The sequence below is a fragment of the Mariniflexile sp. HMF6888 genome, from assembly GCF_044335535.1.
In the GTDB taxonomy this organism is placed as follows: domain Bacteria; phylum Bacteroidota; class Bacteroidia; order Flavobacteriales; family Flavobacteriaceae; genus Mariniflexile.
This window is the reverse complement of record NZ_JBIQVZ010000003.1, coordinates 155,896-181,402: the sequence shown is the minus strand read 5'-3', so window position 1 is coordinate 181,402 and position 25,507 is coordinate 155,896. Positions and strand designations below refer to the sequence as shown.

The following is a 25,507-nucleotide window of genomic DNA, read 5'->3' as shown; positions in this document are numbered from 1 at the left end:
CTTTTTTTATTGGAATATATCTTGCGAAGTATAGATGTCTTTTAATCTGACGCCTCTTTCGGTATTAGTCACAGTAATAATTTCATTATGGGCATCATGTTCTAAAAATAAATAATAATTATTGGATGCTGCTATATTAAGGAATTTTTCTTTTTCGTCGAGGGTTAAAAGAGGTCTGGTATCATAACCCATAACATAGGGTAGTGGTAAATGTCCAACAGTTGGTAATAAATCGGCCATAAAAGCGATGGTTATCTCTTTGTATTTGATAAGCGGAATCATTTGTTTATCGGTATGTCCGTTTGCAAAAAAGATATCGAAACCCAGTTTTGAATTTATAAGAGTATCACCTGTTGGAATAGTCATAAATTTAAGCTGTCCACTTTCCTCCATAGGTAGAATATTTTCTTTTAAAAAGGAAGCCTTTTCTCGTTTATTGGGTTGTGTTGCCCATTGCCAATGGTCTTTATTGCTCCAAAAGTGGGCGTTTTTAAATGCGGGTTCGTAACCTGTTTTGTCATGGTTCCATTGAATACTTCCTCCACAGTGGTCAAAATGTAAGTGGGTCATAAAAACATCGGTAACATCATCACGATGAAAACCGTGCTTTTTAAGAGATCCGTCTAGACTGTGGTTTCCCCATAGATAGTAGTAACCATAAAACTTGCTAGATTGCTTATTACCCATTCCTGTATCAACTAAAATAAGCCTGTTGCCATCTTCAATAAGTAAGCATCTTGTGGTAAGGTCTATCATATTATTGGCATCGGCAGGGTTTGTAGTTTGCCATAATGATTTTGGAACTACGCCAAACATGGCACCACCATCTAACTTAAAATTTCCAGAGTTTATTGGATATAACTGCATCTAGGGCTTGAAATAAAATATGTTGCAAATTACTAAAAACGTTAATGAGAAGTCAAAAATCATTGCGTTTATTAGATTTATTTAACATTTTGTTATTATAATTAAGTAAAACATTCTTTTGAAACCTTTAAAAATTCGATTAGATTTATAAAAATAATTTTTTGAGATGTCACTAAAACGCATTGTTGAAACACCATTAAAAATCAAAAAGATGAATCTCTTACGATTTGGACGGGACTTCAAACCTGATGAAGAGGTTATTTTAAGGGACTATCTTGCTATTGAGCGCACGCGTTTAGCAAACGAACGCACATTACTTTCTTACATTAGATCTTCGTTGTATTTGTTGCTGGGAGGCATTGCTTTTTTTCAACTGGAAATTTTTCCGAATTTCAAATATTTAGCTTTTGCCTCACTTTTTTTCAGTGCCCTTTTTTTTGTTATAGGAATTTATCGATTCACGCTATTAAAGAAGAGCTTGAAGAGGTTATATTACATGTCTGAATCCACAAAAGACGATAATTGATTTTCCCAAGTAATTTTATACAGAATAGATTATGAGTATCGATTTAATTATCACATTTTGTATTATTGGTGTTGGTGTTTTTCTTTTCGTAAAGGATTATTTTTCTATCGATACAACATCAATTCTTATCATGGCTCTGTTTATTGTTGCCGGGGTTCTAAATCCAGAAGAAGGTTTTTCGGGATTTAACCATCCAGCGACCTTAACATTGGGCTGTATATTTGTTGTAAGTGGCGGTGTTTTTAACTCGGGTATTTTAAACGGATTAAGTGGGCATATTATCAAACTAGCTAAGATTCATTATGTTGTGGCACTTGTTGTGTTTTGCTTTATTACAGCCGTGTTTTCAGCCTTTATAAACGATACGGCCATAGTGGCATTGATGTTGCCCATAGCCTTAACGGTTTGTAGAGAAACCAATATTAGCCCAGGAAAGTTATTAATGCCCATATCGTTTGCAGCACTTTTTGGAGGTACTTGCACGCTTATTGGAACATCAACCAATATTTTGGTTAGCGGTTATGCTAAAAAATATGGTTTAGAAGAATTTGGGATGTTTGAATTTAGTTTAGCAGCTCTTTGTTTACTAGTTATAGGGTTTCTATATATCTTCTTTATTGCGCCTTTTTTACTTCCAAAACGCAAAGAAGAAGATAATGAGCTTACTAAAAAAGTAGAAAAATATGTTCTTGAAATTGTTATAGAAGAAGGGTGTACAGATATCAATAAAGACATTATAAATTCAAAACTGGTTTTAGATTTCAACGTAAACATCATGTCCATAATGAGGAAAGGGGTTTTAAATTATGAATTGGGACCTAAAACCATTATTCTAAAAGGAGATGTTTTGAAAGTTGTTTTGCCGCCGCAAATGGTTCATAAATTGTTAGATGTTAAAGGATATAAGATTAAAGGGAGCAAACTAATAAACAGCATAGATAATTATAATATTTATGAGGTTATTGTTCCCTTTGGATCCAGTTTGTCTGAAGGGTCTTTAAAGTCCATGCAGTTTAATAGGCGGTACAACATGTCGGTGTTAGCGATTCGTAAACGAGGCGAGATTATATTCGACAAGTTATCATCAGTAAAGCTAATGGAAGGCGATATGCTGTTGGTTTTAGGGAAAAAAGAAGATATAAAAAATTTAGAAGATAAAAAGCTTGTTGTAACGCTTTCAGAATATCAAAAGAAAAAAACTGATTTAAAAAAAGCCATACCCGCAGTGTTAATTGGAATAGGCGTTGTTTTGGCAGCATCCCTTAATCTTACCACGATATTAATAAGTGCCATGGTGGGAGCGTTATTGATGGTTTTAACCAAAATATTAACCCCCATGGAAGCTTATAACGCTGTAGAATGGAAAGTTATTTTTATGATGGCAGGTGTACTATCTATGGGAACAGCATTAGAGAAAACAGGTGGAGACCAACTTATAGCCAGTTTTATACAAGAAACGTTGGGGCAATACAACCCACACATTACTTTGAGTTTATTATATTTAATAACCTTTATTTCGACCAACCTTATTTCTAGTAAAGCCACAGCCGCATTGTTAACACCTGTTGTTATTAGTCTAGCGGCCATCATGGAAGTTAGTGAGCGCCCTTTTTTGGTGGCAGTGATGTTTGCGTGTTCATTAACGTTTATGACACCTATGAGCTATCCTACAAATACTATGGTTTATGCCCCAGGAAACTATAAATTCAATGATTTTTTAAGAGTAGGAACACCTTTAAATTTAATTATTTGGATTGCCGCATCCTTTATTATTCCTTATTTCTTTCCTTTTTAATTTTTAACGGATTAAAGCGTATGTTCTTTAGCGACAAGGGCTTTTTATATGCCAATGGAACTAAACCAAAGGGGAAATACCAAAGACTTTTCAACTCTATAGGAGTAGTAATCATAATAACTAAAAAGGCGTCGTATAGTAATTGGGATTTTAAATCGAATAAAATTAGTATTTTAACACAAAAATTTAGTGTATGATAGAGTTAGCAGGAATTGTTATCATAGGAATATTGGCGCAATGGGTCGCTTGGAAATTTAAGATACCGGCCATTTTACCTTTAATTCTTATAGGTTTGTTGGTAGGTCCTGTTGCTTCAGAGTTTCTCTCATCAGATGGCACTAAATGGATTCAACCTATTTGGGATGGAAAGAAAGGGTTGTTCCCTGGTGAAAGCTTATTTTATTTTGTATCACTTGCTATTAGTGTTGTTTTATTTGAAGGTGGGTTAACATTACGGATGGGCGAAATTAAAAATGTGGGACCCATTATTACTAAGTTAATCACCATAGGCTCATTGGTGACATTTTTTGGCGCAGCAATTTCAGCCCATTATATATTTTATTTAAGTTGGGAAATATCTTATTTGTTTTCTGCTCTAATAATAGTAACCGGACCAACAGTAATTACTCCTATTTTAAGAAATATACCCCTAAAAAAGGATGTATCGGCAGTTTTAAAGTGGGAGGGTATTTTAATAGATCCCATTGGGGCATTGGTAGCGGTACTTGTTTTTGAGTTTATTAGTGTTGAAACTGGCGGCGCATTTACAAAAATGGCATTAATAGAATTTGGAAAAATTGTTTTATTTGGTTCAACATTTGGGTTTACATTTGCCCATACACTCAATTTTTTAATAAATAAAAAATGGATACCTCATTACTTATTAAATGTATTTGCCTTGGCATCTGTTTTAGGTGTTTTTGTCTTGTCCGATGTGTTTGCTCATGAGTCTGGCTTGTTGGCGGTGGTCGTAATGGGAATGGTTTTAGGAAATTCTAAATCGCTGTATTTAAAGGAACTGCTTTATTTTAAAGAATCGTTAAGTGTCCTTTTAATTTCTATTTTATTCATTTTGCTCGCAGCAAATATTAATATTGAAGATTTATTATTGATTTTTAATTGGAATGCCGTTATTCTATTTGCGTTGGTTGTTTTTATAATTCGTCCTTTAGGAGTATTTATTAGCACCTATAAATCTACATTAAGATTTAATGAAAAACTTTTTATTAGCTGGGTTGGTCCAAGAGGAATAGTAGCAGCCGGTATTGCTTCTCTATTTGGGTTAACACTTGCTAGAAGAGGTGTTGTTGATGCTCAGTATATTACACCTTTGGTATTTATGATTGTGTTGGGTACTGTTTTACTTAATGCAACTACGGCAAGACCTTTTGCTAAATTAATAGGCGTTTTTCTAAAGCGGTCCGAGGGCATTTTAATTGTTGGTGCTTCACATTTTTCTAGACTTATTGCGCAATATTTAGAGAAAAACGGCAGACATGTCGTTTTAATTGATAGTAATCAAACCAAAATAAAATTAGCACTGGAGGAAGGACTTGAAGCTATAGATAATGACATATATTCGGAAACCCTAGCGGATAATATAGAACTCAATGATGTTGGGTTTTTAATGGCAATGACAGCAAGTGCCGATATTAATGAATATGCTATTAATAAATTTTCTAGCCAGTTTGGTGAAAGTGGCACTTTTAGACTGATTAGTGTAGATGAAATGCAAAACCCAGAGAGTAGTCCTAAAGAAGGTTTGTTTTCGCAAACCGATGATTATATATCACTTACTGAAGTAGCCAGAAAACATCCTAAAATTCATGAAATTGAATTAAGTGATCGGAAACATTTTGAGGAATTAATTGAAATTTCAAACAATGATGTAGACATTATTCCTTTATTAGTAAAGGATAAACAAGGTGTTTTAGAAATAATTTCTTCCCACAATAAGGCTATAGATAAAATAGAAAAAGGCTATAAGTTGGTATATCTTGGTAAGCCTTTTTCTAATAATAAACGAGGTATGTAAAAATTTCTAGGCTATTATATGAAGCTCTGTAAATTCCTTACTAATAACAATAGTGTTTTCTCCATTAAGTTTTACATCTTCAAATAAAGCCTCTTCGTTATCAATTTGAATTTTAGAGATATTAAATGGCAATCCGTGAAATTTAATCCTCAAAGTTTCGTAAGGGGTTATGTATTTACCCGATTTAAACTGCTGAATAATTAATGACTTCTTTTTGCCTAAAAGTTTAAAGTTTCTTAGGCTATATCTACCTTTTATATAATCATAGCCATCTTGTGCATCTTCAAAAACCTGGGATGTTTCTTCACCTGCTTTATAATACACATCTAATATGAGCTCTTCTAAAGGTTTTTCACCTACATATTGCTGAATAGGGTATTTTGGTATGATAGCACCTTCTTTAACAAAAATTGGCATGCTATCTAAATCGGCATCTACCCATAGTTCTTGACCTCCTTCAAAAATATCATTGTTCCAGTAATTATACCAATTTCCAATAGGGAAATACATGCGTCTTCCTTTGGCGTTTGGTTCAGTAATAGGACATGCTAATATTTTTTCACCACAAATAAATTCGTCATTTCTATAATGTGTATGCGTATCATCTTGGTCAAATAAAACAAGTGACTTTAGTATAGGAACCCCTTCATTGGCATATCTCCAAAAGGCGGTATATAAGTAAGGCAATAGTTGGTATCTAATCTCTATAAACTTTCTAACAATGTTAGTAATATTAGTTCCGAAAGCCCAAGGTTCTTGGTCTCCGTGGTCTCCCGAGGAGTGTGTTCTACAAAACGGGTGGAAAATACCTAATTGGATCCAACGTGCATATAATTCGCCATTAGGTTGTTCGGCAAAACCGCCAATATCAGAACCAATAAACGAAAAGCCAGACATACACATACGCTGTGCTTGAATGTTGGCTATGGTTAAATGCTCCCAGCTTGCCACGTTATCTCCTGTCCAGCTTGAGGTATAGCGTTGTGTACCAGAATAAGCCGCTCTTGTAATAACAAAAGGTCTTTTTGGGTATGCGAATTTTTTTAGCCCTTGATAGGTAGCCCTTGCCATTTGCATTCCATAAACGTTATGTGCTTTTCTATGGCTGCATTGGTTTCCATCATAATCGTGTCTTACATCGTTAGGAAAGGTTTTCCCGGGCACATCCATTACAGCGGGTTCGTTCATATCGTTCCAAACACCTTTAACACCTATGTCTTCAACAAGTTCTTTGAATAAATTGGACCACCATTCGCGCACTTCTGGGTTTGTAAAGTCTGGAAAATAACATTCCCCAGGCCACACTTTACCTTTCATATAAGGCCCATCGGCACGTTTACAGAAATAATCTTTATCCATACCTTCTTGGAAAACCGAATACTCTTTGTCGATTTTGATGCCTGGATCTATAATTACAATGGTTTTAAAGCCATTATCGGCCAGTTCCTTTACCATTTTTTTGGGATCTGGAAAGTATTCTTTACTCCAAGTAAAGCATCTAAAACCTTCCATATAGTCAATGTCTAAATAAATGGCGTCACAAGGTATTTCCAGTTCTCTAAACTTGTTCGTTATTTCTTTTACTTTAGATTCAGGATAGTAACTCCATTTACATTGGTGGTATCCTAAAGACCATAAAGCTGGTAATTCGTGAGGTTTCCCTGTTAAATCAGTATATATGGAAACAACATCAGACATTTGGGGGCCGTAAATGAAATAATAATTCATTTCACCACCTTGTGCCCAAAAACTGGTAATGTTTCTGCGTTCATGACAAAAGTCGAAAAAGGTACGGAAGGTATTGTCAAAAAAGATCCCGTAGGATTTTTTGTGGTGCAAACCTGTATAAAACGGAATGGCTTTATATATGGGATCGGTATTTTTGCCGTATGCGTAAGAATCTGTCACCCAATTTTCAAAACGTTTCCCTTTGAGGTTGTTATCTACCGGTTTATCTCCTAATCCGTAATAACTTTCACCTTCTTGTGCTGTTTTGGACATTTTAACAATGTCGCCACCTAAGTCGTAACTTTCTTCCCAGTGAAACCCTAATTCGTCTTCACAAATAAGGGTGTTATCTTTGGCATCATAAAGCGCCACTCTCATATCTATTTTTGCTACATGACAAATAATTTTGGAGGTAGTGATGATGTATTTATCTGCTTCTTCGGTTATTTCAAGAAAGTTATAGCCTCTGCTTGCATATTTGGTGATTGCATAAGAGAAATCTTTTTCAAAAACGCCTGTTGTCGTATATCTAAATCTTAAAATACTGTCGCGTTGGACAGTTATTTGCAACACCACATTATTTTCAGAAGTAAAAGATAAGGTATCTAGATTTTTTTTGTAAGAAATTATGTTTGAGGGAAATAGGTTTCCCTTGTATTCTAATTCAGTGTTTAATATCATTCTTAATGATGTTAGAATTAGTTGGCGAAAATACTAAAAGAATTAAATTTTAGTCGAATTTATTCATTAAAAATATTAAAGTAAAGCTGTCTAATAATCAAATAATTACATGTATAATTATAGAATTCACAATTTTTACACAAAGTATGCCCTATTACATAATTTTTTCAGTTTTTTTATACAAAATAGGCGTTGTTAAGATTGATTTCACCTTAACAACGCCTAAATTTTAACGTTAAAAAACAAGTATTTTTTAAGAGACTGTTTAAGACTTAAACTGAAAAACAGTAACTGCCAAAGGTGCTAAGGTTATTTCAGCGGAATATGCCTTGCCATTCCAGGATTTTTCAGAGATTACAAGCTGTTTTTTGGTTTTATTGGTTACGCCACTGCCTCCAAATTCTTTAGCATCACTATTAAATATTTCAATGAGCTTTCCCTTTACAGGAAGTCCAATAAGATACTTTTCTCTTACAGTTGGAGTAAAATTACAAACCACCACCACATCATTTTCAGTTTGATACCCTTTTCTAATATAGGATATGACACAATTTTCATGGTCGTCGTAGCTAATCCATTCAAACCCTTCGCCTGAAAATGCTTTTTCAAATAGGGCAGGGGTTGATTTATAGAACGTGTTCAATGCTTTATAATAATTGTGGAAGTTTTTGTGGGGTTCGAATTCTAATAAATTCCAATCTAAACTTGCTTGAAAATCCCATTCGTTATATTGCCCAAATTCGGTGCCCATAAACAGTAATTTAGTTCCGGGATGGGTAAACATATAACCAAATAAAAGACGAAGATTTGCAAAGCGTTGCCATTCATCACCAGGCATTCTTCCTAAAATGGAGTTTTTACCGTATACGACTTCATCATGTGAAAGCGGCAACATAAAATTCTCTGAAAACGCATAAGCCAAACTGAAAGTAATATCGTTTTGATGGTATTTTCTATAAACAGGGTCTTTTCCAAAATATTCAAGGGTGTCGTGCATCCAACCCATCATCCATTTCATACCAAATCCCAGACCTCCTAAAAACACTGGTTTTGAAACCTTTGGAAATGCGGTAGATTCCTCGGCAATGGTTTGTACATCGGGGAACGATGCATAAACTTCTTGGTTTAGTTCTTTAAGAAAATCGATAGCAGCCAGATTTTCCCTTCCACCGTAAATATTAGGTTCCCAATCGCCGTCTTCTCTGGAATAATCTAGAAATAGCATAGAAGCAACGGCATCAACACGTAACCCGTCTGCATGGTATTGATCCATCCAAAAAATGGCATTACTGATTAAAAATGATTTTACTTCGTTACGCTCGTAATTAAATATTAAGCTTTTCCAATCTTGGTGATAGCCTTTGCGCTTATCGGGGTGTTCATATAAACAAGAGCCATCAAAAAAACCTAATCCGTGGGCGTCTTCAGGGAAATGTGAAGGAACCCAATCGAGTATAATGCCTATATCGCTTTGGTGTAATTTGTCAACCAAATACTTAAATTCTTCAGGATAGCCAAAGCGTGATGTTGGCGCAAAATATCCCGTAAGTTGATATCCCCAAGAAGGATCATAAGGATATTCCATGATAGGCATCAATTCCACATGTGTAAAGTTCATGTCTTTTACGTATGTTACTAAATCGTCTGCCAATTCATAGTATGACAAAAAGCGGTCTTCTTCTAAATGACGTTTCCAAGATCCTAAATGCACTTCATAAACCGAATAAGGCGCATCTAAAGCGTTATGTTTTTTACGCTTTTTCATCCAATCGGTGTCTTTCCATTTATAGGTATCGTCCCAAATTATGGACGCTGTTTTTGGAGGGTGCTCACAACGACGTGCGTACGGATCTGCTTTTTCGGTTTTTATGCCATTGTTATGGCTTTCAATTTTGTATTTGTAGATATTGCCTTTACCTACTAACGGAATAAAGCCTTCCCAAATGCCGCTACTGTCCCAACGCACATTTAATTGGTGTTCGCCTTCGGTCCAATAATTAAAATCACCAATTACAGAAACTTGTTTGGCACTTGGTGCCCAAACAGCAAAATAAGTGCCCTCAATACCATCAACTGTGGTTATATGAGACCCGAATTTTTCATAAAGCCTATAGTGTTTACCTGCTTTAAAAAGGTTAATATCGAAGTCTGTAAATAGACTATAAACTTTTACTTGCGCCATATATTATATTACAAATCCGTTAGGGATGATTGCTCCTTTTTTAATTACTACAATGCCGTCTTTTATGGCATACGTGTCTGTTTCGGTGTCTTGTAAGTGGCTGCCACCATTAATTCTAACATCATCTCCAATGCGGCAGTTTTTATCTAGAATCGCGTTTTTAATAAAGCAACGTTCACCAATACCCAATAAAATTTTTATTTTCTTTTCTTCAATTTCAAGTAATGTTTCGTAGTAATCGCTACCCATCATATACGTTTTTATAACGGTTGTTTCTTTACCTATTCTTGAACGAATACCAATCACAGATTGTTCTATTTTTGCAGCACCAATTAAACAGCCTTCTGCTATTACGGTTCTTACTAAGGTGGTTCCTGCTAGTTTTGTTGTTGGCAACATTCTAGCATGCGTGTAAATACGTTTTGTTTTATCGTATAAATCGAATTTAGGAATATCATCGGTTAAACCTATATTTGCTTCAAAAAAGGAGTCAATATTACCTATATCGGTCCAATAGCCTTCGTATTGATAACTTAATGTTTTGTGTTTTTCAATAGATTGCGGAATAATTTCTTTGCCAAAATCGTTTGTTGATTGGTCGCTCATTAATTCCACTAAAAGCTCTCTATTAAAAATGTAAATGCCCATAGAGGCTAAATAGTTGCGACCTTCTTTTTTCATGTCGTCGCTAACTTCAGAGGACCAATCGGGTAATAAGCTAGCGTCTGGTTTTTCGATAAATGACGTTACAATATTTTCGTCGTTAGCTTTTAAAATTCCGAAAGAGGTTGCGTCTTTAGCACTTACAGGAATGGTCGCTATAGAAATAGCCGCATTGCTTTTTTCATGGGCTTTGATCATTTTATGGTAATCCATTTGGTATAACTGGTCGCCCGATAGTATTAAAGCATATTCAAAATCATGTCTTAAAAAGTGATGCATGCTTTGGCGAACGGCATCGGCAGTTCCTTGAAACCAACCTTTATTTCCGGGTGTTTGTTCTGCCGCAAGTACGTCAACAAAGGCACTACTAAAAAAACTAAAATGATAAGTGTCTTTTATATGACGGTTTAAGGAAGCCGAATTAAATTGCGTTAATACAAAGATACGTTTAATGTCGGCATTAATACAATTAGATATAGGAATATCCACTAACCTATATTTTCCAGCAATAGGAACTGCTGGTTTTGAACGCTCTTCTGTTAATGGATGTAGTCTAGAACCTTGACCGCCACCTAAAATGATGGATAAAACCTTATTGTTAATCATAATCAGTTAGTTTATAGAGTTATATAAATTTATGTATTCTTGTGCTGAAACGTGCCATGAATGGTCTATTTCCATTATTTTTTTACGTATATTATTGTATTCCGATTGGTTTTTATAAAGGGCGACCCCTCTATCTATGGCGTTTATTATTTCTAAAACGGTGACATTATCATGGCAAATACCAAAACCGTTTTCTTTGGAAATATCTATAACGGTGTCTTTTAAACCACCGATGCTTCTAACAATAGGAATGGTACCGTAGCGTAATGCATACATTTGATTCAAGCCGCAAGGTTCTACACGCGAAGGCATTAGTAAAAAATCGGCACCAGCATATATAATATGTGATAGCTTTTCGTCGTAGCCTATAAAAGCATTGTATGTGCCAATATAATCTTTTTTTAGCGCTTCTAGCTGTTGTTCAACAAAACTATTACCAGAACCTAACAACAATATATTAAGATTGTTTCTTTCGAGTGCAATTTTGAAGACGTCGGGAAACAGATCAGAGCCCTTTTCACCTACCAATCTACCAATAAAGGCAAACAAGGGTTTTTCAAAATCTAAATTAAACAGATTGCATAAATATTTTTTATTTGTTTCTGCGCCAGTGTCAACCGTTTGGATGCTATAATTTCCTGCAATATAATGGTCCGTTTCGGGGTTCCAAACATCTGTATCTATACCATTTAATATACCTGAACATTTGGCACTTTCAGCACTTAACAAACTTTCCAATCCGTTGGCGGCTAACTTTAACTCTTCCATATAGCTTGGAGATACTGTGGTAACGCGCCATGCGCATTTTATAGCTGCAGCTAATGGGTTTATGGTACCGCCCCAATCTAGTAAACCAACATTATTGAAATTAAATGATGGAATTAAGCCTACTTTTATATGGGAAAACCACCCTTGGTATTGGGCATTATGAATGGTTAATATATTAGGTATTTTTCTAAATGCTTCGTATTTATAACTTTCTTGAAGCATAAAAGGAATGAGTCCCGTATGGTGGTCGTGGCAGTGTATAATGTTTGGGTGTTTTTCCCATGTTAGCATCCAATCGAGTGTTGCAATTTGGAATGCTAGAAATCGGTTGGTGTCATCTGATGAATACACATAGTCTTTAAATAGAAGTTCGGGGATGTCTATAAAAAAGACATCAAAACCTAAAGATTTTTCCTTTAATGTTTTAACATTAAAGTTTACAAGTGTATTACCTAAATTGATTTCGTTACTATAAATAGTTGTAAACACATTTTCTTTAGTAAACATATTATCGTAAAAAGGCATGATAACCTGCGATGACACGTTTGAGCTGTTTTGATATTTAGGTAAAGCCCCAACAACATCGGCTAGTCCTCCTACTTTAGCTACCGGATAGCATTCTGCACTTATATGAATAATTGTCATGAATATTTTTGCTTTGTTTATAAACTTACAAAAATATTATACAATATTTTGAAGGAAATTTATTTTTGAAGAAATTATTGCAGAATCATGTTTAATTAAAATTTTCAATAATATTTTTGCATTAAAAGCCAAAAGCATTAAGAAATCCTAATCATTCAGCTTTGATAATGGTATAAAGGACTGTTCTGAATTTAAATATTTCCTTGTTTAAATACTTTATAACCTGAAAAACACTTTTAATTTTATATTTAAACGGAAGCTAAAATGTTTTAGTTTCTATATTTGTTCTGTTCCTTAATTTAAATATGTACAAAACATACCTTTATATATTTCTTTTGTTTCTTGCTTCCAGTTTAGGGGCCCAGAGCGATGTATTCAAGAACCAATTGGACAGCATACACAAATTGAGACAGCTTTCCCATAACACAGAACTTGGTTTAGAAACAAGGATAGCGTACGCAAAACAGGCTGTAGCGTTATCGAAAAGAACAGGTGTGGATTCTGTTTTTTTACTATCAAATAAAAATCTTTCAGTGGTTTATTTAGGGGACGTTAAGTATTTTGATACAGCTAAAAAAATGTTTCACGAAAACCTAAAGCTTGCACACAAACTGAAGGATTCGCTCAGTATTGCATATATAAATTATCAACTAGGTTATGTATGTCATGTTAGTAGAAAAAAAAACGATAGTGCCTATTACTATTATTACAACGCATTGAAATATTTTAAAAACCCATCCTTTTCTAAAATAGCCAAACATAAAATAACCCAAGCAAATATTTTAAACAATATAGCTATTTTACAAAAAGGAGAGCAAGATTACGCAGGAAGCCAAACGACAACAATACGGGTAATCAATTTGTTGTTGACGATCCCGGAAAGTGAAGAAACCCTCGGGATATTATCCAATGCATACAATTTACTGGGGCAGAACTTAATAAGGCTAAAAGAACATGACAAAGCATTGGAGTATTATCAAAAGGCATTATCAATATCCAATAATTTTATTGATAAATTATATGTGTCCATTAACATAGCTGAAGTTTATAAAGAAATGGGCGACTACAAAAATGTACTTGATAAATATGATAAACTGCTTGAAGACCCTGACCTTTTCAAAAAAGACCCCGGTTCCTATGGGGCCATTCTCTGCAACATAGCCTATACCATGTTTTTGGCCAAAGATAGAAACACGGCTAAAATAGATTCCCTTTTTACCAAGGCCCATAACATTTTTGAGGAACTAAAACTGGATTACGAGCTGTCTGCAAGCAGCAACGACATGTCCGAATTCTACCAAGCCACCAATGAAAAAGGGAAAGCCCTTTTTTATGCTAAAACAGCTTACAGGATCGGCAAAAGAAGTAGGGTATTTGAGGAAGAACTCCGTGCCCTGAAACAGCTCTCCGGACTAAAGGAAGGCGAGGCGGGCAAGGCCCATTTATATGAGTACATAGCGCTCAATGACAGCCTAATAGCCAACGAGCGTGCCAACAGGAACAAATTCGCCCGGATCCAGTTTGAGACCGACCAATATATACAGGAGACCAAGCGCCTAAGCACGCAGAACCTATTGATATCGGTCATAGCGGCCATTTTTGTACTCAGTTTGGGGCTGCTGTATTTTATAAGGCTGCAGCAGGGAAAGAACCAACGGCTCCTTTTTGACAGGGAACAGCAAGAGGCGAACCAGGAGATCTATGGCCTGATGCTCAGGCAACAGGCGAAACTGGAGGAGGGCAGGGTGCAGGAGCGCCATAGGATCGCGGAAGACCTGCACGATGGCATACTGAGCCAGTTGCTGGGCACCCGAATGAACATGGGCTTTTTGGAACTAAAGGGCGATGACGGTACCATGGGGGACTACCACCGGTTTTTGGACGAGATCCAAAAGATCGAAAAAGAGATCAGGTCGCTGTCCCATGAGCTCAAAGGGGATGAGGTTCTGGCAAGAACGAATTTCGAATCCATGATGGACCAATACCTAAAGGACCAAAGCCAAGTGGGCGGTTTTGAATATGAGATTGTAAACAGAGGGGTTCTGTTTGACAGCATCCATGATTTTACAAAAGTCAATATCTACAGGATCCTCCAGGAAGCCGTACAGAACATTGTCAAGCACGCAAGGGCCAAGCATGTGCGGATCGGCTTTTATTTAGAAGCCGAACGGTTGAACCTGGCCATAGAAGATGACGGGGTGGGCTTTGATGCCAACGGTGAGAAAAAGGGCATTGGGCTAAAAAACATGGCATCAAGAGCCGAGAAGCTAAAGGGCTCTTTTAGAATAGATACCGTACCAAACAAAAAAACGGTCATACACATTATTGTCCCGGTTTAATTTCCTGGATATTGGAGACCGTCCGTTGACAGCAGAAGCTTATAAAAAGGGATTCTCCCAGATTAGCTCAAAAAATCCCAAGTTAAATTTCGTGGTTGGTACAGCTAATAATTGTGATGTAGCATATTTACGCAATCACCTTACTTATTTTGAGGAAAAACCTTTGTCCTTACAGTCACATACGTTTTATATTTGAAGTGCTATTAGTAAAAATCGAGACTACATAAAACTCTCGAGATCATTTTTGGAAATTACATTAATAAAGGTGATTAAAAAAAGGGCGGCATGATATTTTTATTATCATGCCGCTTAATTTTTTTAATCATTCAGCTTTAAAACAGCCATAAATGCCTGTTGAGGTATTTCTACATTACCAACTTGACGCATACGTTTTTTACCTTTTTTCTGCTTTTCCAGAAGTTTACGTTTACGCGAAATATCGCCACCATAACATTTGGCCGTAACGTCTTTACGCAATGCTTTAATAGTTTCTCTTGAAATAATTTTAGCACCAATAGCGGCTTGAATAGGTATGTCGAATTGTTGGCGCGGAATTAACTCTTTTAGCTTTTCACACATTTTTTTACCAATATTTTGAGCATTATCGGCATGTATTAAAGCTGAAAGTGCATCAACAGGTTGGGCATTTAATAAAATATCCAAACGTACTAATTTGGAAACTTTCATCCCAATGGGATGGTAATCAAAAGAAGCATAGCCTTTTGAAACTGTTTTTAACCGGTCGTAAAAATCGAATACAATTTCAGCCAAAGGCATTTCAAACGTTAACTCAACACGTTCGGTAGTTAAATACGTTTGGTTGGTAACAATACCGCGTTTTTCAATACACAACGACATGACATTACCAATAAAATCGGCTTTAGTAATAATGGTTGCTTTTATATAAGGTTCTTCAACACGATTTATGGAGGAAGGATCTGGTAAGTCCGATGGGTTATTTACAATAAATGCCTCGTTAGGGTTTTTGTTTGTAAATGCGTGGTATGATACGTTGGGAACTGTTGTTATTACCGTCATATCAAACTCACGTTCTAAACGTTCCTGAATAATTTCCATGTGGAGCATGCCTAAGAATCCACAACGGAAACCAAAACCTAATGCAGCCGAACTTTCGGGAGTAAATACTAGAGACGCATCATTTAATTGTAATTTCTCCATGGAGCTACGAAGTTCTTCGTAATCTTCGGTATCAACAGGGTAAATACCGGCAAAAACCATCGGTTTTACATCTTCAAATCCTTCTACAATATTGGTTGTAGGGTTTGCAAAATCGGTAATGGTATCGCCTACTTTGACTTCTTTGGCGGTTTTAATACCAGTAATTAAATAGCCAACGTCACCAGTTTTAACACTTTGCTTAGGAATCTGGGTTAATTTTAAGGTGCCTACTTCGTCAGCATAATATTCATTAGCAGTAGCAACGAATTTAATTTTCTGTCCTTTTTTTATTTCACCGTTAAAGACTCTAAAATAAGTTTCAATGCCTCTAAAAGTATTGTAAACAGAATCAAAAATCAATGCTTGTAATGGTGCGTTAGGATCGCCTTTTGGTGCAGGAATACGTTCAATTACGGCCGCTAAAATATTATCGACACCAAAACCTGTTTTACCACTGGCGTGAATGACGTCTTCTGGTTTGCATCCTAATAAATCTACAATATCGTCGGTTACCTCTTCTGGGTTGGCACTTGGTAAATCGACTTTATTAAGAACTGGGATAATTTCCAAATCGTTTTCTAAAGCCAAATATAAATTAGAAATGGTTTGTGCCTGTATGCTTTGTGCCGCATCTACAATAAGCAAAGCACCTTCGCAAGCAGCAATGGAACGGGACACTTCATAAGAGAAATCTACGTGACCAGGCGTATCTATAAGGTTTAAAATGTATTGTTCACCTTTATAGGTATAATCCATCTGGATAGCGTGCGACTTGATAGTAATACCACGTTCGCGCTCCAAATCCATATTATCAAGTAACTGGTTTTGTTTTTCCCTTTCGGTTACAGAGCCTGTAAAATCCAACAAGCGATCGGCAAGTGTGCTCTTACCATGGTCTATATGTGCAATAATGCAAAAGTTTCTAATGTTCTTCATAAAGGAATTTAAACCCTAATTAATTTGCAAATATAGATGTTTTTAAATGAGGCTGAAAGATTGAATACATGTTAATTATATTATCTGATAGCAATTACCATAATAAATGTATTTTCAAACTCAATTTATATATTTTTTGTGTTTCCAAACTGTAATATTTTTATGATAATTTATTGTGTAAGAAATTAAACTTTTACATATTTTTAAAGTCTTAAGTTTGTTAGTGTTAAATAAAACGTAATTAAAATAATATAGGGATTAAATGTTGAATTTTTTAAACAGAATGACAAAACAACTATTAAAGTGCTTTTTAGCATGTATTCTGGCAACTACTTTGTTAAATGCCCAAGAGAAAAATGAAATTCCAAGTATAGAAAAAATATATATTCATACGGATAGGTCTTTTTATACGGTAGGTGAGTCGGTATGGTATAAAGCCTATTTGGTTTATGCTTACAATAATTTGCTTTTGGATAATAGTCATATATTATATGTAGAATTGGTTTCGCCAGATTCAAAAATAATTGCGAGAAACAAAACACAATTAGACAACGGATTGGGGTATGGTGATTTTAAATTAACCGATTCCGGTGGTGTAAAAAAAGTTGGAACTTATCAAATAAGAGCTTATACAAACTACAGCCGAAATTTTGGTAACGACTTTGTTTTTAAAAAGGAGATTGAGGTTATTGATGTTTTTGATAAACAAACAGACACTAAAGAAGCGGCAAGCAAGTTAAAACCTAAAACAGCAGAGGTAAATACCAATGAAGCTTCCCAAAACACTTTTAATGTGCAGTTTTTTCCTGAAGGAGGCTCGCTTATAAATGATGTTCAGAGTACTGTCGCTTTTAAGGCCGTTGATAATCATGGAAACCCTATTAAAATAGAAGGTAAAGTTTTTGACTCCAATGAGGAACTTGTGGGGATGTTATATAGCAGTCATGAAGGTATGGGAAAATTTCAGCTTAAACCACAGAAAGGGAATCAATATCATGCTAAAATTTCAATTTCAGATGGCAATCAAATAGAGGTTCCGCTTCCTAAAGCACATGAAACTGGTTACTTGTTAAGTTGTAAAAAAGTTAAGGATAAAGACATCATAACTATTAAAACGAATTCAGAAACCTTAGCGCAACAGCCTAATGCGCCGCTTACAATCGTTGGTGCTACACGGGGCGTTGGTTATTTTGAAGGCAGGCAATCGGTATCCAGCACGATTTTTTCTTTTGAGTTGCCCAAAACCAATTTTCCCGAAGGCATTACCCAATTAACATTATACGATGCCAGTTTAAGACCGCAAAGCGAACGCTTGGTTTATATTGAAAAAGAACAGGACCTGCAAGTAACCGTAGCAACTGACAAGAAGGTCTATAAACCTTCGGAAAAGGTAACGGTTAATATATCTTCAAAAACCAATGCAGGGGCTCTAGCGTCCGCAAGCTTTTCATTAAGTTGCACAGATTTGAACAGGCCAGAGGATGCCAAAGATTATGGTACAAATATCAGCTCCTATTTTTTAATGGAATCGGATATTAGAGGGCAGGTACACAACCCTAGTTATTATTTTGATGCTAGCAATTCCAATAGGCTATACCATCTCGATTTATTGCTTTTAACACAAGGTTGGCGCGGATTTTTATGGAAAGAAATGCCAAAAATTAGCGATAGTCTTAATTATCAACCCGAGAAAGCGTTTACCATAGCTGGTAGAGTAAAGCAGCTTTTTGGAAATAAACCAAAAGCCAATAGTAACATGACTTTAGCCTTAATGGGTAAAACGGGGATAAATATATTTGATACAGAAACAGATTCTCTTGGAATGTTTAAGTTTGATAACCTGGTGTTTTATGGAAAGGCCAATATGTTTTTAAATTCGAAAAATGATAAAGGAAAGGGCAAAGGGGAAATTATAACATTTCCATTTGAGCCAGATCCGATACCAGTAGCGTTTGAAAAGCAGTCAACCAGTCTTCCTTTAGTTACTAATGCCGTTAAAGAGACTATTTTAAGGAAATATGTCAATTATGGTATTGCACCAGAAAATGTATTGGATGAGGTTGAAATTATTGCCAAGAAGAAAAACACGACCCCAAGTTTATATGGCATAGCCGATTATAGCTATGTTGTAGGAGACGAATCCCCTGTTTTTAATGATATTTACCAACTTATTCAGCATAACATCCCAGGTGTTATTGTTGATGGAAACACCGTTCGTTTTATGAGGTTTAGTGAGCCTGCACACATTATATTGGATGGGATTTCATTATTCGACCCATCGCAATTAGATTTTATCTTGCCAGATAATGTTGAAAAAATAGATGCGATAAAAGGGCCAAGTGCAGCCATATTTGGTTCAGAAGGCGCCAATGGTGTTATTGCCATTTACACAAAAGACCCTACGGCAAATGTGCGGTCTAAAAAAGAATTCCATAACATTAACCAAAATATAGAAGGCTTTTATGATGCGCGGGTATTTTATTCGCCAGACCCCAACAAACCATCTTTAGAGATGCAGAACACAGACGCTGTACGCAATACATTATATTGGAATCCCTATATACACCCAGACCAAACAGGCACTTCTCAAGCAAGCTATTATAATAGTGAGGTTGAAACTACTGTAAAAGTGACTTTAGAAGGTATTACCGCAACGGGTATTCCTGTGGTGAAGAAGGTGTTTTATACCATTGAAAAATAACAAAGGGTTATTTTAAAAACGATTTATTCCCAAAATTTGCAGTTCGTCAGAAAAGTATTTTACCAAAGGTGTTATTAAAGTTCATTTGTGGTATAAATAATCAAATAGACTGTAATGAAAAAAGATGTTTTAAAAATTGTTCTGCTTATACTTGTTTTAATTGTTACTAGTATAGTGGTAACTTCAACAGATTCTAAGTATAAACACACTATACTTCCAGATGGCACCTATAGTTCAAATCATATTACAGATAGTAATTGGGAATATATTAAAGACAGATTGTTTAGTGGGAAAGGAGAGGCTGAATTTGTATTTAAGTTAAACCAGTTAGAAAAAAAGGCTCCTATTTTAATAGATCTTCAAGGAGAAACATACAATGATAGTTTGACTGTTGATAGCATTATTAAAGAATTAAGAACTATCATTCCCAATAAAACAATTGATATTTTTAAAAATTTTGCAGGAAAAACTTTTGACGAATTAAATTCAATTGGGAATGAAGAAATGTTAATTAAAGGATATTCTTTTTCTGACTTGAGGTTTTCGTGTATAAAATTGAAATTTGGAGAAGGTAAGAGTGCCTCTCTTTTTGATGAAATTATTAAAACCGTTTTTCCTGATGGTAGTAATATTGAAAGAACAAACCCTCCAAGGGAAGAACGTTACATAAGATATCCAAGTCAAGTGTGGTTTCATTTAAAAGACAGCCTTCCATATGATAAAAGACAAAAATATATAAAATATGAATTGTTAAGGACACTTTGTTTTATATATCCAAATAATTCAAATTCTAGACTAGAAAATGTTCCTAAAGGCATCTTTTCTTTACCAAATTATATTCCAGATGAAGCCAAGTTTAATGAACAAGACAGGTTTTTACTTCAAAAATTATATGCTGATGATTTTTTAGAACAATTTAGAGATTACTTGTCCACTACCTATTCTTGGAGATATGCCAATAATTTTTTAGACAAAGATTTAACAAAAATGATAACATGGGTGGTGATTATTTGCATGGGTTTATTTGTATTTCTTTTATCATTCAGTTTTTTACAGAGCAAAAAATTTAAGTATTCCTATCTAAATTATTTTTTACCATTACTATTTATAATGCTAAATGCCCTAAATTTTACGTTAATTTATGCTTATTTAACAGATTTAGGAGTAATACAAGTTCTTACTTTAGAAGCAATTTTACCAGGATATTTACTAGCCATTATGTCATCTTTAATAATTTCATTTTCCTTATGGTTGATAGAAAAGATGTGGATTAATAACATTAAGAACTTTAGTTTTCAATTACTTTCTAAAGTGATTTTTACTTTTATAGCATTTAATCTCCCAATTGTAATATTATTTATAATTGATTCGGAAAAAAGAGGTTTTTTAGAATTTTATATGCCAATTTTAATTTTTATTATTATAATGGCTATAAGTAGGGGGTTGCTCATCTATCTAAACCACTTCTCAGATTCCTTAGTAAAAGAAAAAGATGTAGAGTTGAGCCAATTAAAACAAGCAAATGCCGAAGCCGAAGTGAAAATTTTACAATCCCAAATAAACCCACACTTTTTATATAATGCTTTAAATTCTATTGCGAGTTTAGCGCACACCAGTGCCGATAAAACAGAAAAAATGGCATTGTCTCTATCAGATTTGTTTAAATATACCATTAACAGACAAGGAAAAACGATAAGTACTGTAAATGATGAACTTGATATGGTGCGTAGTTATTTAGAAATAGAACAAACCCGTTTTGGCGATCGTTTAGAATTTGTTATCAATGCCGAAAACGATGTGTTAAATGAAGAAATCCCTATGTTTATATTACAACCACTGGTTGAAAATGCGGTAAAACATGGTGTTTCTAAAATTGAAGATAAAGGCTTAATAAAACTTGATATTTTGAAAACAGACAAGGGTCTTAATATTGAAGTAATAGATAATGGCCCTAATTTTCCAGAAGGGTTAGTTAGCGGTCATGGGCTGCAAACGGTTTACGATTTATTGCGATTAAGTTATGGCGATAAATCGGCAATAAAATGGCAAAATATGCCACACAAAAGTATTAGCATTTCAATTGATAAAACAGCCTAAAAAATGACCATTCCTTATAAAACCATTATTATTGATGATGAGCCACCAGCCAGAGATCGTTTGCTAAAGTTGCTGGGTCATTTTCCTGATACCTTTCACGTAATAGCTGAAGCAAAAAACGGCAGGGAGGCCAAACAAAAAATAGAAGCACTAAGGCCAGATCTTATTTTTTTAGATATTGAAATGCCGGGACTTACAGGGTTTGAATTGCTAGCAGCACTTGAGACCATTCCTGTTGTTATATTTTGCACGGCTTACGATCAATATTCTTTAAAAGCTTTTGAAACCAATGGCATCGATTATTTGGTAAAACCCGTGCGTTTAGAACGTTTAGAAAAAACCATTAAAAAATTAAAATCACTTGACAAGCAATTTTCTTCCCAAAACTTTTCAAACTTATTAAAAGAAATATCAAAACAGAAAGAAGTTAAAAAAATGACTTCTATTACTGTAAAAAAAGCTGAAAAGCTTGTCTTTATTAAATTAGAAGACGTGTCGCATTTTGAAGCTAGTGAGAAGTATGTTACTGTACATACAAAAAATGAACAGCATTTAAGTGAACAATCATTAGTACAATTAGAACAAAAATTACCAACCAATTTTTTACGCGTACATCGTGCTGTAATAATTAATACAGACTACGTTAAAGATGTTCAGAAATACTTTAACAGTAGATTTATAATTACATTAAACAATCAAAAAATGAGCAATATAACCACAGGTAGAAGTTATAACGAAGCTATTAAAGTTTGGATGGGTGTGTAACAAAAACCCAAAGAATATACTTATAAGATAAATTGCTGGTATTTAAATAATAATATTTAAAGAAATTATTCAATCAAATAAACAATTACCATGAATCAAAAACTTATGAAATCTTTTTACTTACTTTTTTTGCTTTTGGCAACTCAAATGTTTTCCCAAAACACAAACAATTTAAAAACAGCTTTACCAAGTTCGGTTTTTGGAGAATGGACTATATCATATGGTGGTAGCCAGTACAATGAATTCACATTTCATAAACACTTTATTGAAACCAATTGGCAACCTTATATGTATGACAATGAAAATGTGCAAAAAAAAGATGACAATCTTTATTCTTTTACTGGTAGAAATGACCTTAATCAAACAATTAATTATCTAATAAAAGTTATTGCCAAAGACACTATTTCTATGGATACTGGTAAAGGTTTTGAAACTTATTTTAGACAAGAAACCCCCAGAAATGCTAATTATACAACTTTTAAAGACTGTCCTTCTTTTCTAAAAAAAACATGGTTTACAACCGATGGAAATGATAAGCTTGAGTTTTCTTTAATAGATAATCAATTTATTTTCAACGGGAAAAAATATGAAGTTGAAAAAGTAGTAAATTATACTGGCTCCAAACAATACAGATTTTTAGTTACAGACGGAATTGACTATAAAATGTTTTATTTTAAAGATTGGTACGCAGATGGTTATATACAGGTAGGTTTTCATGGAAAGTATGGCGATGTTTATAAATCTAATAAAGAATACCCAGATTCTAGGACAGAAAATGTAGATGCATACTTGGCATCTATAGTGCCAAAAGAAATACGAGGAAATTGGTTAAAAACAGATGGAAGTAACTTATGGTCTCATACCTTTTATTATGATTTTGCGGTGCTAGACAAAGCAAAATGGAACTATAAATCTATTAAAAAGAAAGGTAACAAATATGTGGTAGCTATAGAAAGAGATGGCATAGAAAAAGTAATGTATGCACAACCAAATGCTAATAATACAGTTAGCTTTGGCACTAAAAAGAAGGGACTTAAACCGTATAGTCTTAAAAAAACCAATACACCAAATGTTAAAATAAAAGAAGATATAAGTACTATTTTAGATACTACCATTCTTAAAGTGGGTACTGCAACTTATTCGGGCATTATAAAAAACTTTGGTAAGCATAGTACAGAAAAAACAGGGACAGTTTCTGTAAATAATATTTTTACTGGCAACCAAGATTCTTATTTAATTAAAATAAATGACGATGGTAGTTTTTCAGTTAGTTTTCCATGTTATCACTTAGAACAAGTATATGTTAAGTTTCCAGAAAGTTATTCGGCTGTATATGTAGCTCCTGGAAAAAATACATGGCATTTCATAAATAGTTATAAAAGAGGTGATGGTTTTTTTGCAGGAGATTTAAAACAGTTAAATACCGATGTTAATAGTCTATCTTTTATGGTGTTTGATCAAGATTATTATAATCTTACAAAAAATATAAATGAGCTTACACCGCAAGATTATAAATTGGCTTGTTTCGACATACAAAAACAACAGATTCATAAATTAGACAGTATTGCAGAAACACGTTTTTTAAGTAAAAAAGCGTATCAAACTATGCACGAAGAATTAACCTATAGAGGTTATGAAAATGTACTAAGTTATGATATGCTCAAAAGAGTCAACCGTAAAGATAGTGCTAACGTAGATGCAAAGTATATAGATTTTATTACTACAGATATATTAAATAACAAAAGAGCTATAGAAACAAGTAGTTATAATTCATTTATAAATCGTCTAAAGTATTTAAGGCATTTTAGAGAAGGGATTAGTGTGTCACATCCTAATATTAAAGAGTTAGCTAAAATATTAAAAGACCAAGATGTAGAATTAACCATTGATGAACTCGCTTTAATAGAAAAACTTAACACCTTTAATAAAGAAAATGCCCAAGTCATTAAAAAACAAAAAGAGTTTTATGATGAAAACAAAGATATTTCGGGTAGAATAGGCCAAAAATATGGCGTACTGTATCAAAAAATGACAGAAGATGAACGTAAAAAATATTTTGGTGAAAATATGTCGTTAGACAATCTCATAAAGTATATAAAGTCAAATAATTTAGACATTGTTTTTACAGAAGCAGAAAAAGAATATAAAATAAAGACAGAAAACTTATTGACTAAGGAAGAACAAGAACGTTTTAAATTGTTTTATTCTGAAGAAACTAAAAAGCAAAATAGTGTATTTACAGAAAAGTATAAAAGCTATATAGATAAATTTGTTTCGAACGAACTAAAGAGAAAAAGTATTGAAAAGATTCGCGAAAATCTAGAAGACACTTTTAGTACAGATGTTATTATTGCTCAAGAAATTTTAGGGGCGCTTAGTCGAAACTATACGCCTGTATCAAGTTCTGAATTAGAAGAGGCTAAAAAAGAAGTTAAAAATTCTTTTATTGCTGATGTCTTAACTATTGAAAACGATAAACTAATTGCTAAAATAGAAGCCAATAAAACCAAAACGGGTTTTGTAGTAAACACAACATCAAATACCGAAGCCGATGAGATTTTTGAAACCATCATTTCTAAATATAAAGGGAAAGTGGTGTTTGTCGATTTTTGGGCAACGTGGTGTAGTCCTTGTAGATCTGGAATTAAAAGGATGAAACCACTTAAAGAAGATTATAAAGATAAAGACGTTGTATTTGTGTATGTTACTAATCCGTCATCTCCAGAAACTACTTATAATAATATGATTCCAGATATTAAAGGAGAACATTATAGAGTATCTAGTGATGAATGGAATTATTTAACCCAACAATTTAATATTTCAGGGATACCACATTATTTGCTTGTAAATAAAGAAGGACAGGTTGTAAAACGAAACACGAGCGATTTGCGAAGTCCTGATAGTGTAAAATTACTTTTAAATAGTTATTTGGAAAAATAATAAGGCTATTCAGTAAATAGCCATTATGTTAATTGTAAAATAGCGGTATTTAGC

14 protein-coding genes are annotated in these 25,507 nt (G+C 34.2%); 8 read left to right on the top strand and 6 right to left on the bottom strand.

Annotated features, from left to right (window positions below):
• Window positions 1–6: 6 nt before the first annotated feature.
• Window positions 7–867 carry an MBL fold metallo-hydrolase gene (locus ACGLWY_RS09340; protein ID WP_396619411.1) on the bottom strand — a complete coding sequence of 287 codons (861 nt, stop codon included), beginning with the start codon at window positions 865–867 and terminating at the stop codon, window positions 7–9.
• A gap of 166 nt (window positions 868–1,033) precedes the next feature.
• On the opposite strand from ACGLWY_RS09340, the gene ACGLWY_RS09335 reads away from it, so the two are divergent.
• From ACGLWY_RS09335 to ACGLWY_RS09325, 3 genes are all read left to right on the top strand, one after another.
• On the top strand, window positions 1,034–1,393 hold the full coding sequence (locus ACGLWY_RS09335; protein ID WP_396619410.1) for a DUF202 domain-containing protein: 360 nt from the start codon (window positions 1,034–1,036) through the stop codon (window positions 1,391–1,393).
• Window positions 1,394–1,424: 31 nt separating this feature from the next.
• Window positions 1,425–3,188 (top strand): SLC13 family permease, encoded by a 1,764-nt coding sequence (locus ACGLWY_RS09330; protein WP_396619409.1) that lies wholly within the window; start codon window positions 1,425–1,427, stop codon window positions 3,186–3,188.
• A gap of 193 nt (window positions 3,189–3,381) precedes the next feature.
• Entirely contained in the window at window positions 3,382–5,223 is a 1,842-nt protein-coding gene (locus ACGLWY_RS09325; RefSeq protein ID WP_396619408.1) for a cation:proton antiporter, read from the top strand.
• A 6-nt stretch (window positions 5,224–5,229) separates the two neighbouring features.
• Here ACGLWY_RS09325 and ACGLWY_RS09320 read toward each other — a convergent pair whose 3' ends face one another.
• From ACGLWY_RS09320 to ACGLWY_RS09305, 4 genes are all read right to left on the bottom strand, one after another.
• Window positions 5,230–7,632 carry a glycoside hydrolase family 31 protein gene (locus tag ACGLWY_RS09320; RefSeq protein ID WP_396619407.1) on the bottom strand — a complete coding sequence of 801 codons (2,403 nt, stop codon included), beginning with the start codon at window positions 7,630–7,632 and terminating at the stop codon, window positions 5,230–5,232.
• A 265-nt stretch (window positions 7,633–7,897) separates the two neighbouring features.
• Window positions 7,898–9,814, bottom strand: a complete 1,917-nt coding sequence (glgB, locus tag ACGLWY_RS09315) for a 1,4-alpha-glucan branching protein GlgB (protein ID WP_396619406.1) — start codon at window positions 9,812–9,814, stop codon at window positions 7,898–7,900.
• Window positions 9,815–9,817: 3 nt separating this feature from the next.
• Window positions 9,818–11,083 (bottom strand): glucose-1-phosphate adenylyltransferase, encoded by a 1,266-nt coding sequence (locus ACGLWY_RS09310; RefSeq protein ID WP_396619405.1) that lies wholly within the window; start codon window positions 11,081–11,083, stop codon window positions 9,818–9,820.
• A gap of 6 nt (window positions 11,084–11,089) precedes the next feature.
• Complete coding sequence (locus ACGLWY_RS09305) at window positions 11,090–12,496, bottom strand: glycogen synthase (RefSeq protein WP_396619404.1); 1,407 nt, start codon at window positions 12,494–12,496, stop codon at window positions 11,090–11,092.
• A 305-nt stretch (window positions 12,497–12,801) separates the two neighbouring features.
• Between ACGLWY_RS09305 and ACGLWY_RS09300 the strand changes: the two genes are divergently transcribed.
• Window positions 12,802–14,835 carry a tetratricopeptide repeat protein gene (locus tag ACGLWY_RS09300; protein ID WP_396619403.1) on the top strand — a complete coding sequence of 678 codons (2,034 nt, stop codon included), beginning with the start codon at window positions 12,802–12,804 and terminating at the stop codon, window positions 14,833–14,835.
• A gap of 318 nt (window positions 14,836–15,153) precedes the next feature.
• Here ACGLWY_RS09300 and lepA read toward each other — a convergent pair whose 3' ends face one another.
• The gene (gene lepA, locus ACGLWY_RS09295) at window positions 15,154–16,950 is read right to left on the bottom strand and encodes a translation elongation factor 4 (RefSeq protein ID WP_396619402.1); all 1,797 of its coding nucleotides are present in this window, start codon (window positions 16,948–16,950) and stop codon (window positions 15,154–15,156) included.
• 283 nt (window positions 16,951–17,233) lie between these two features.
• On the opposite strand from lepA, the gene ACGLWY_RS09290 reads away from it, so the two are divergent.
• The 4 genes from ACGLWY_RS09290 (at window position 17,234) to ACGLWY_RS09275 (ending at window position 25,453) form a co-directional block, all read left to right on the top strand.
• Window positions 17,234–19,651, top strand: a complete 2,418-nt coding sequence (locus ACGLWY_RS09290) for a TonB-dependent receptor plug domain-containing protein (RefSeq protein ID WP_396619401.1) — start codon at window positions 17,234–17,236, stop codon at window positions 19,649–19,651.
• A 114-nt stretch (window positions 19,652–19,765) separates the two neighbouring features.
• Complete coding sequence (locus ACGLWY_RS09285; RefSeq protein ID WP_396619400.1) at window positions 19,766–21,748, top strand: sensor histidine kinase; 1,983 nt, start codon at window positions 19,766–19,768, stop codon at window positions 21,746–21,748.
• 3 nt (window positions 21,749–21,751) lie between these two features.
• Window positions 21,752–22,513, top strand: a complete 762-nt coding sequence (locus tag ACGLWY_RS09280; RefSeq protein ID WP_396619399.1) for a LytR/AlgR family response regulator transcription factor — start codon at window positions 21,752–21,754, stop codon at window positions 22,511–22,513.
• Between the two features lie 90 nt (window positions 22,514–22,603).
• A complete protein-coding gene (locus tag ACGLWY_RS09275) occupies window positions 22,604–25,453 on the top strand; it encodes a redoxin family protein (protein WP_396619398.1) in 2,850 nt (949 codons plus the stop codon).
• Window positions 25,454–25,507 lie beyond the last annotated feature (54 nt).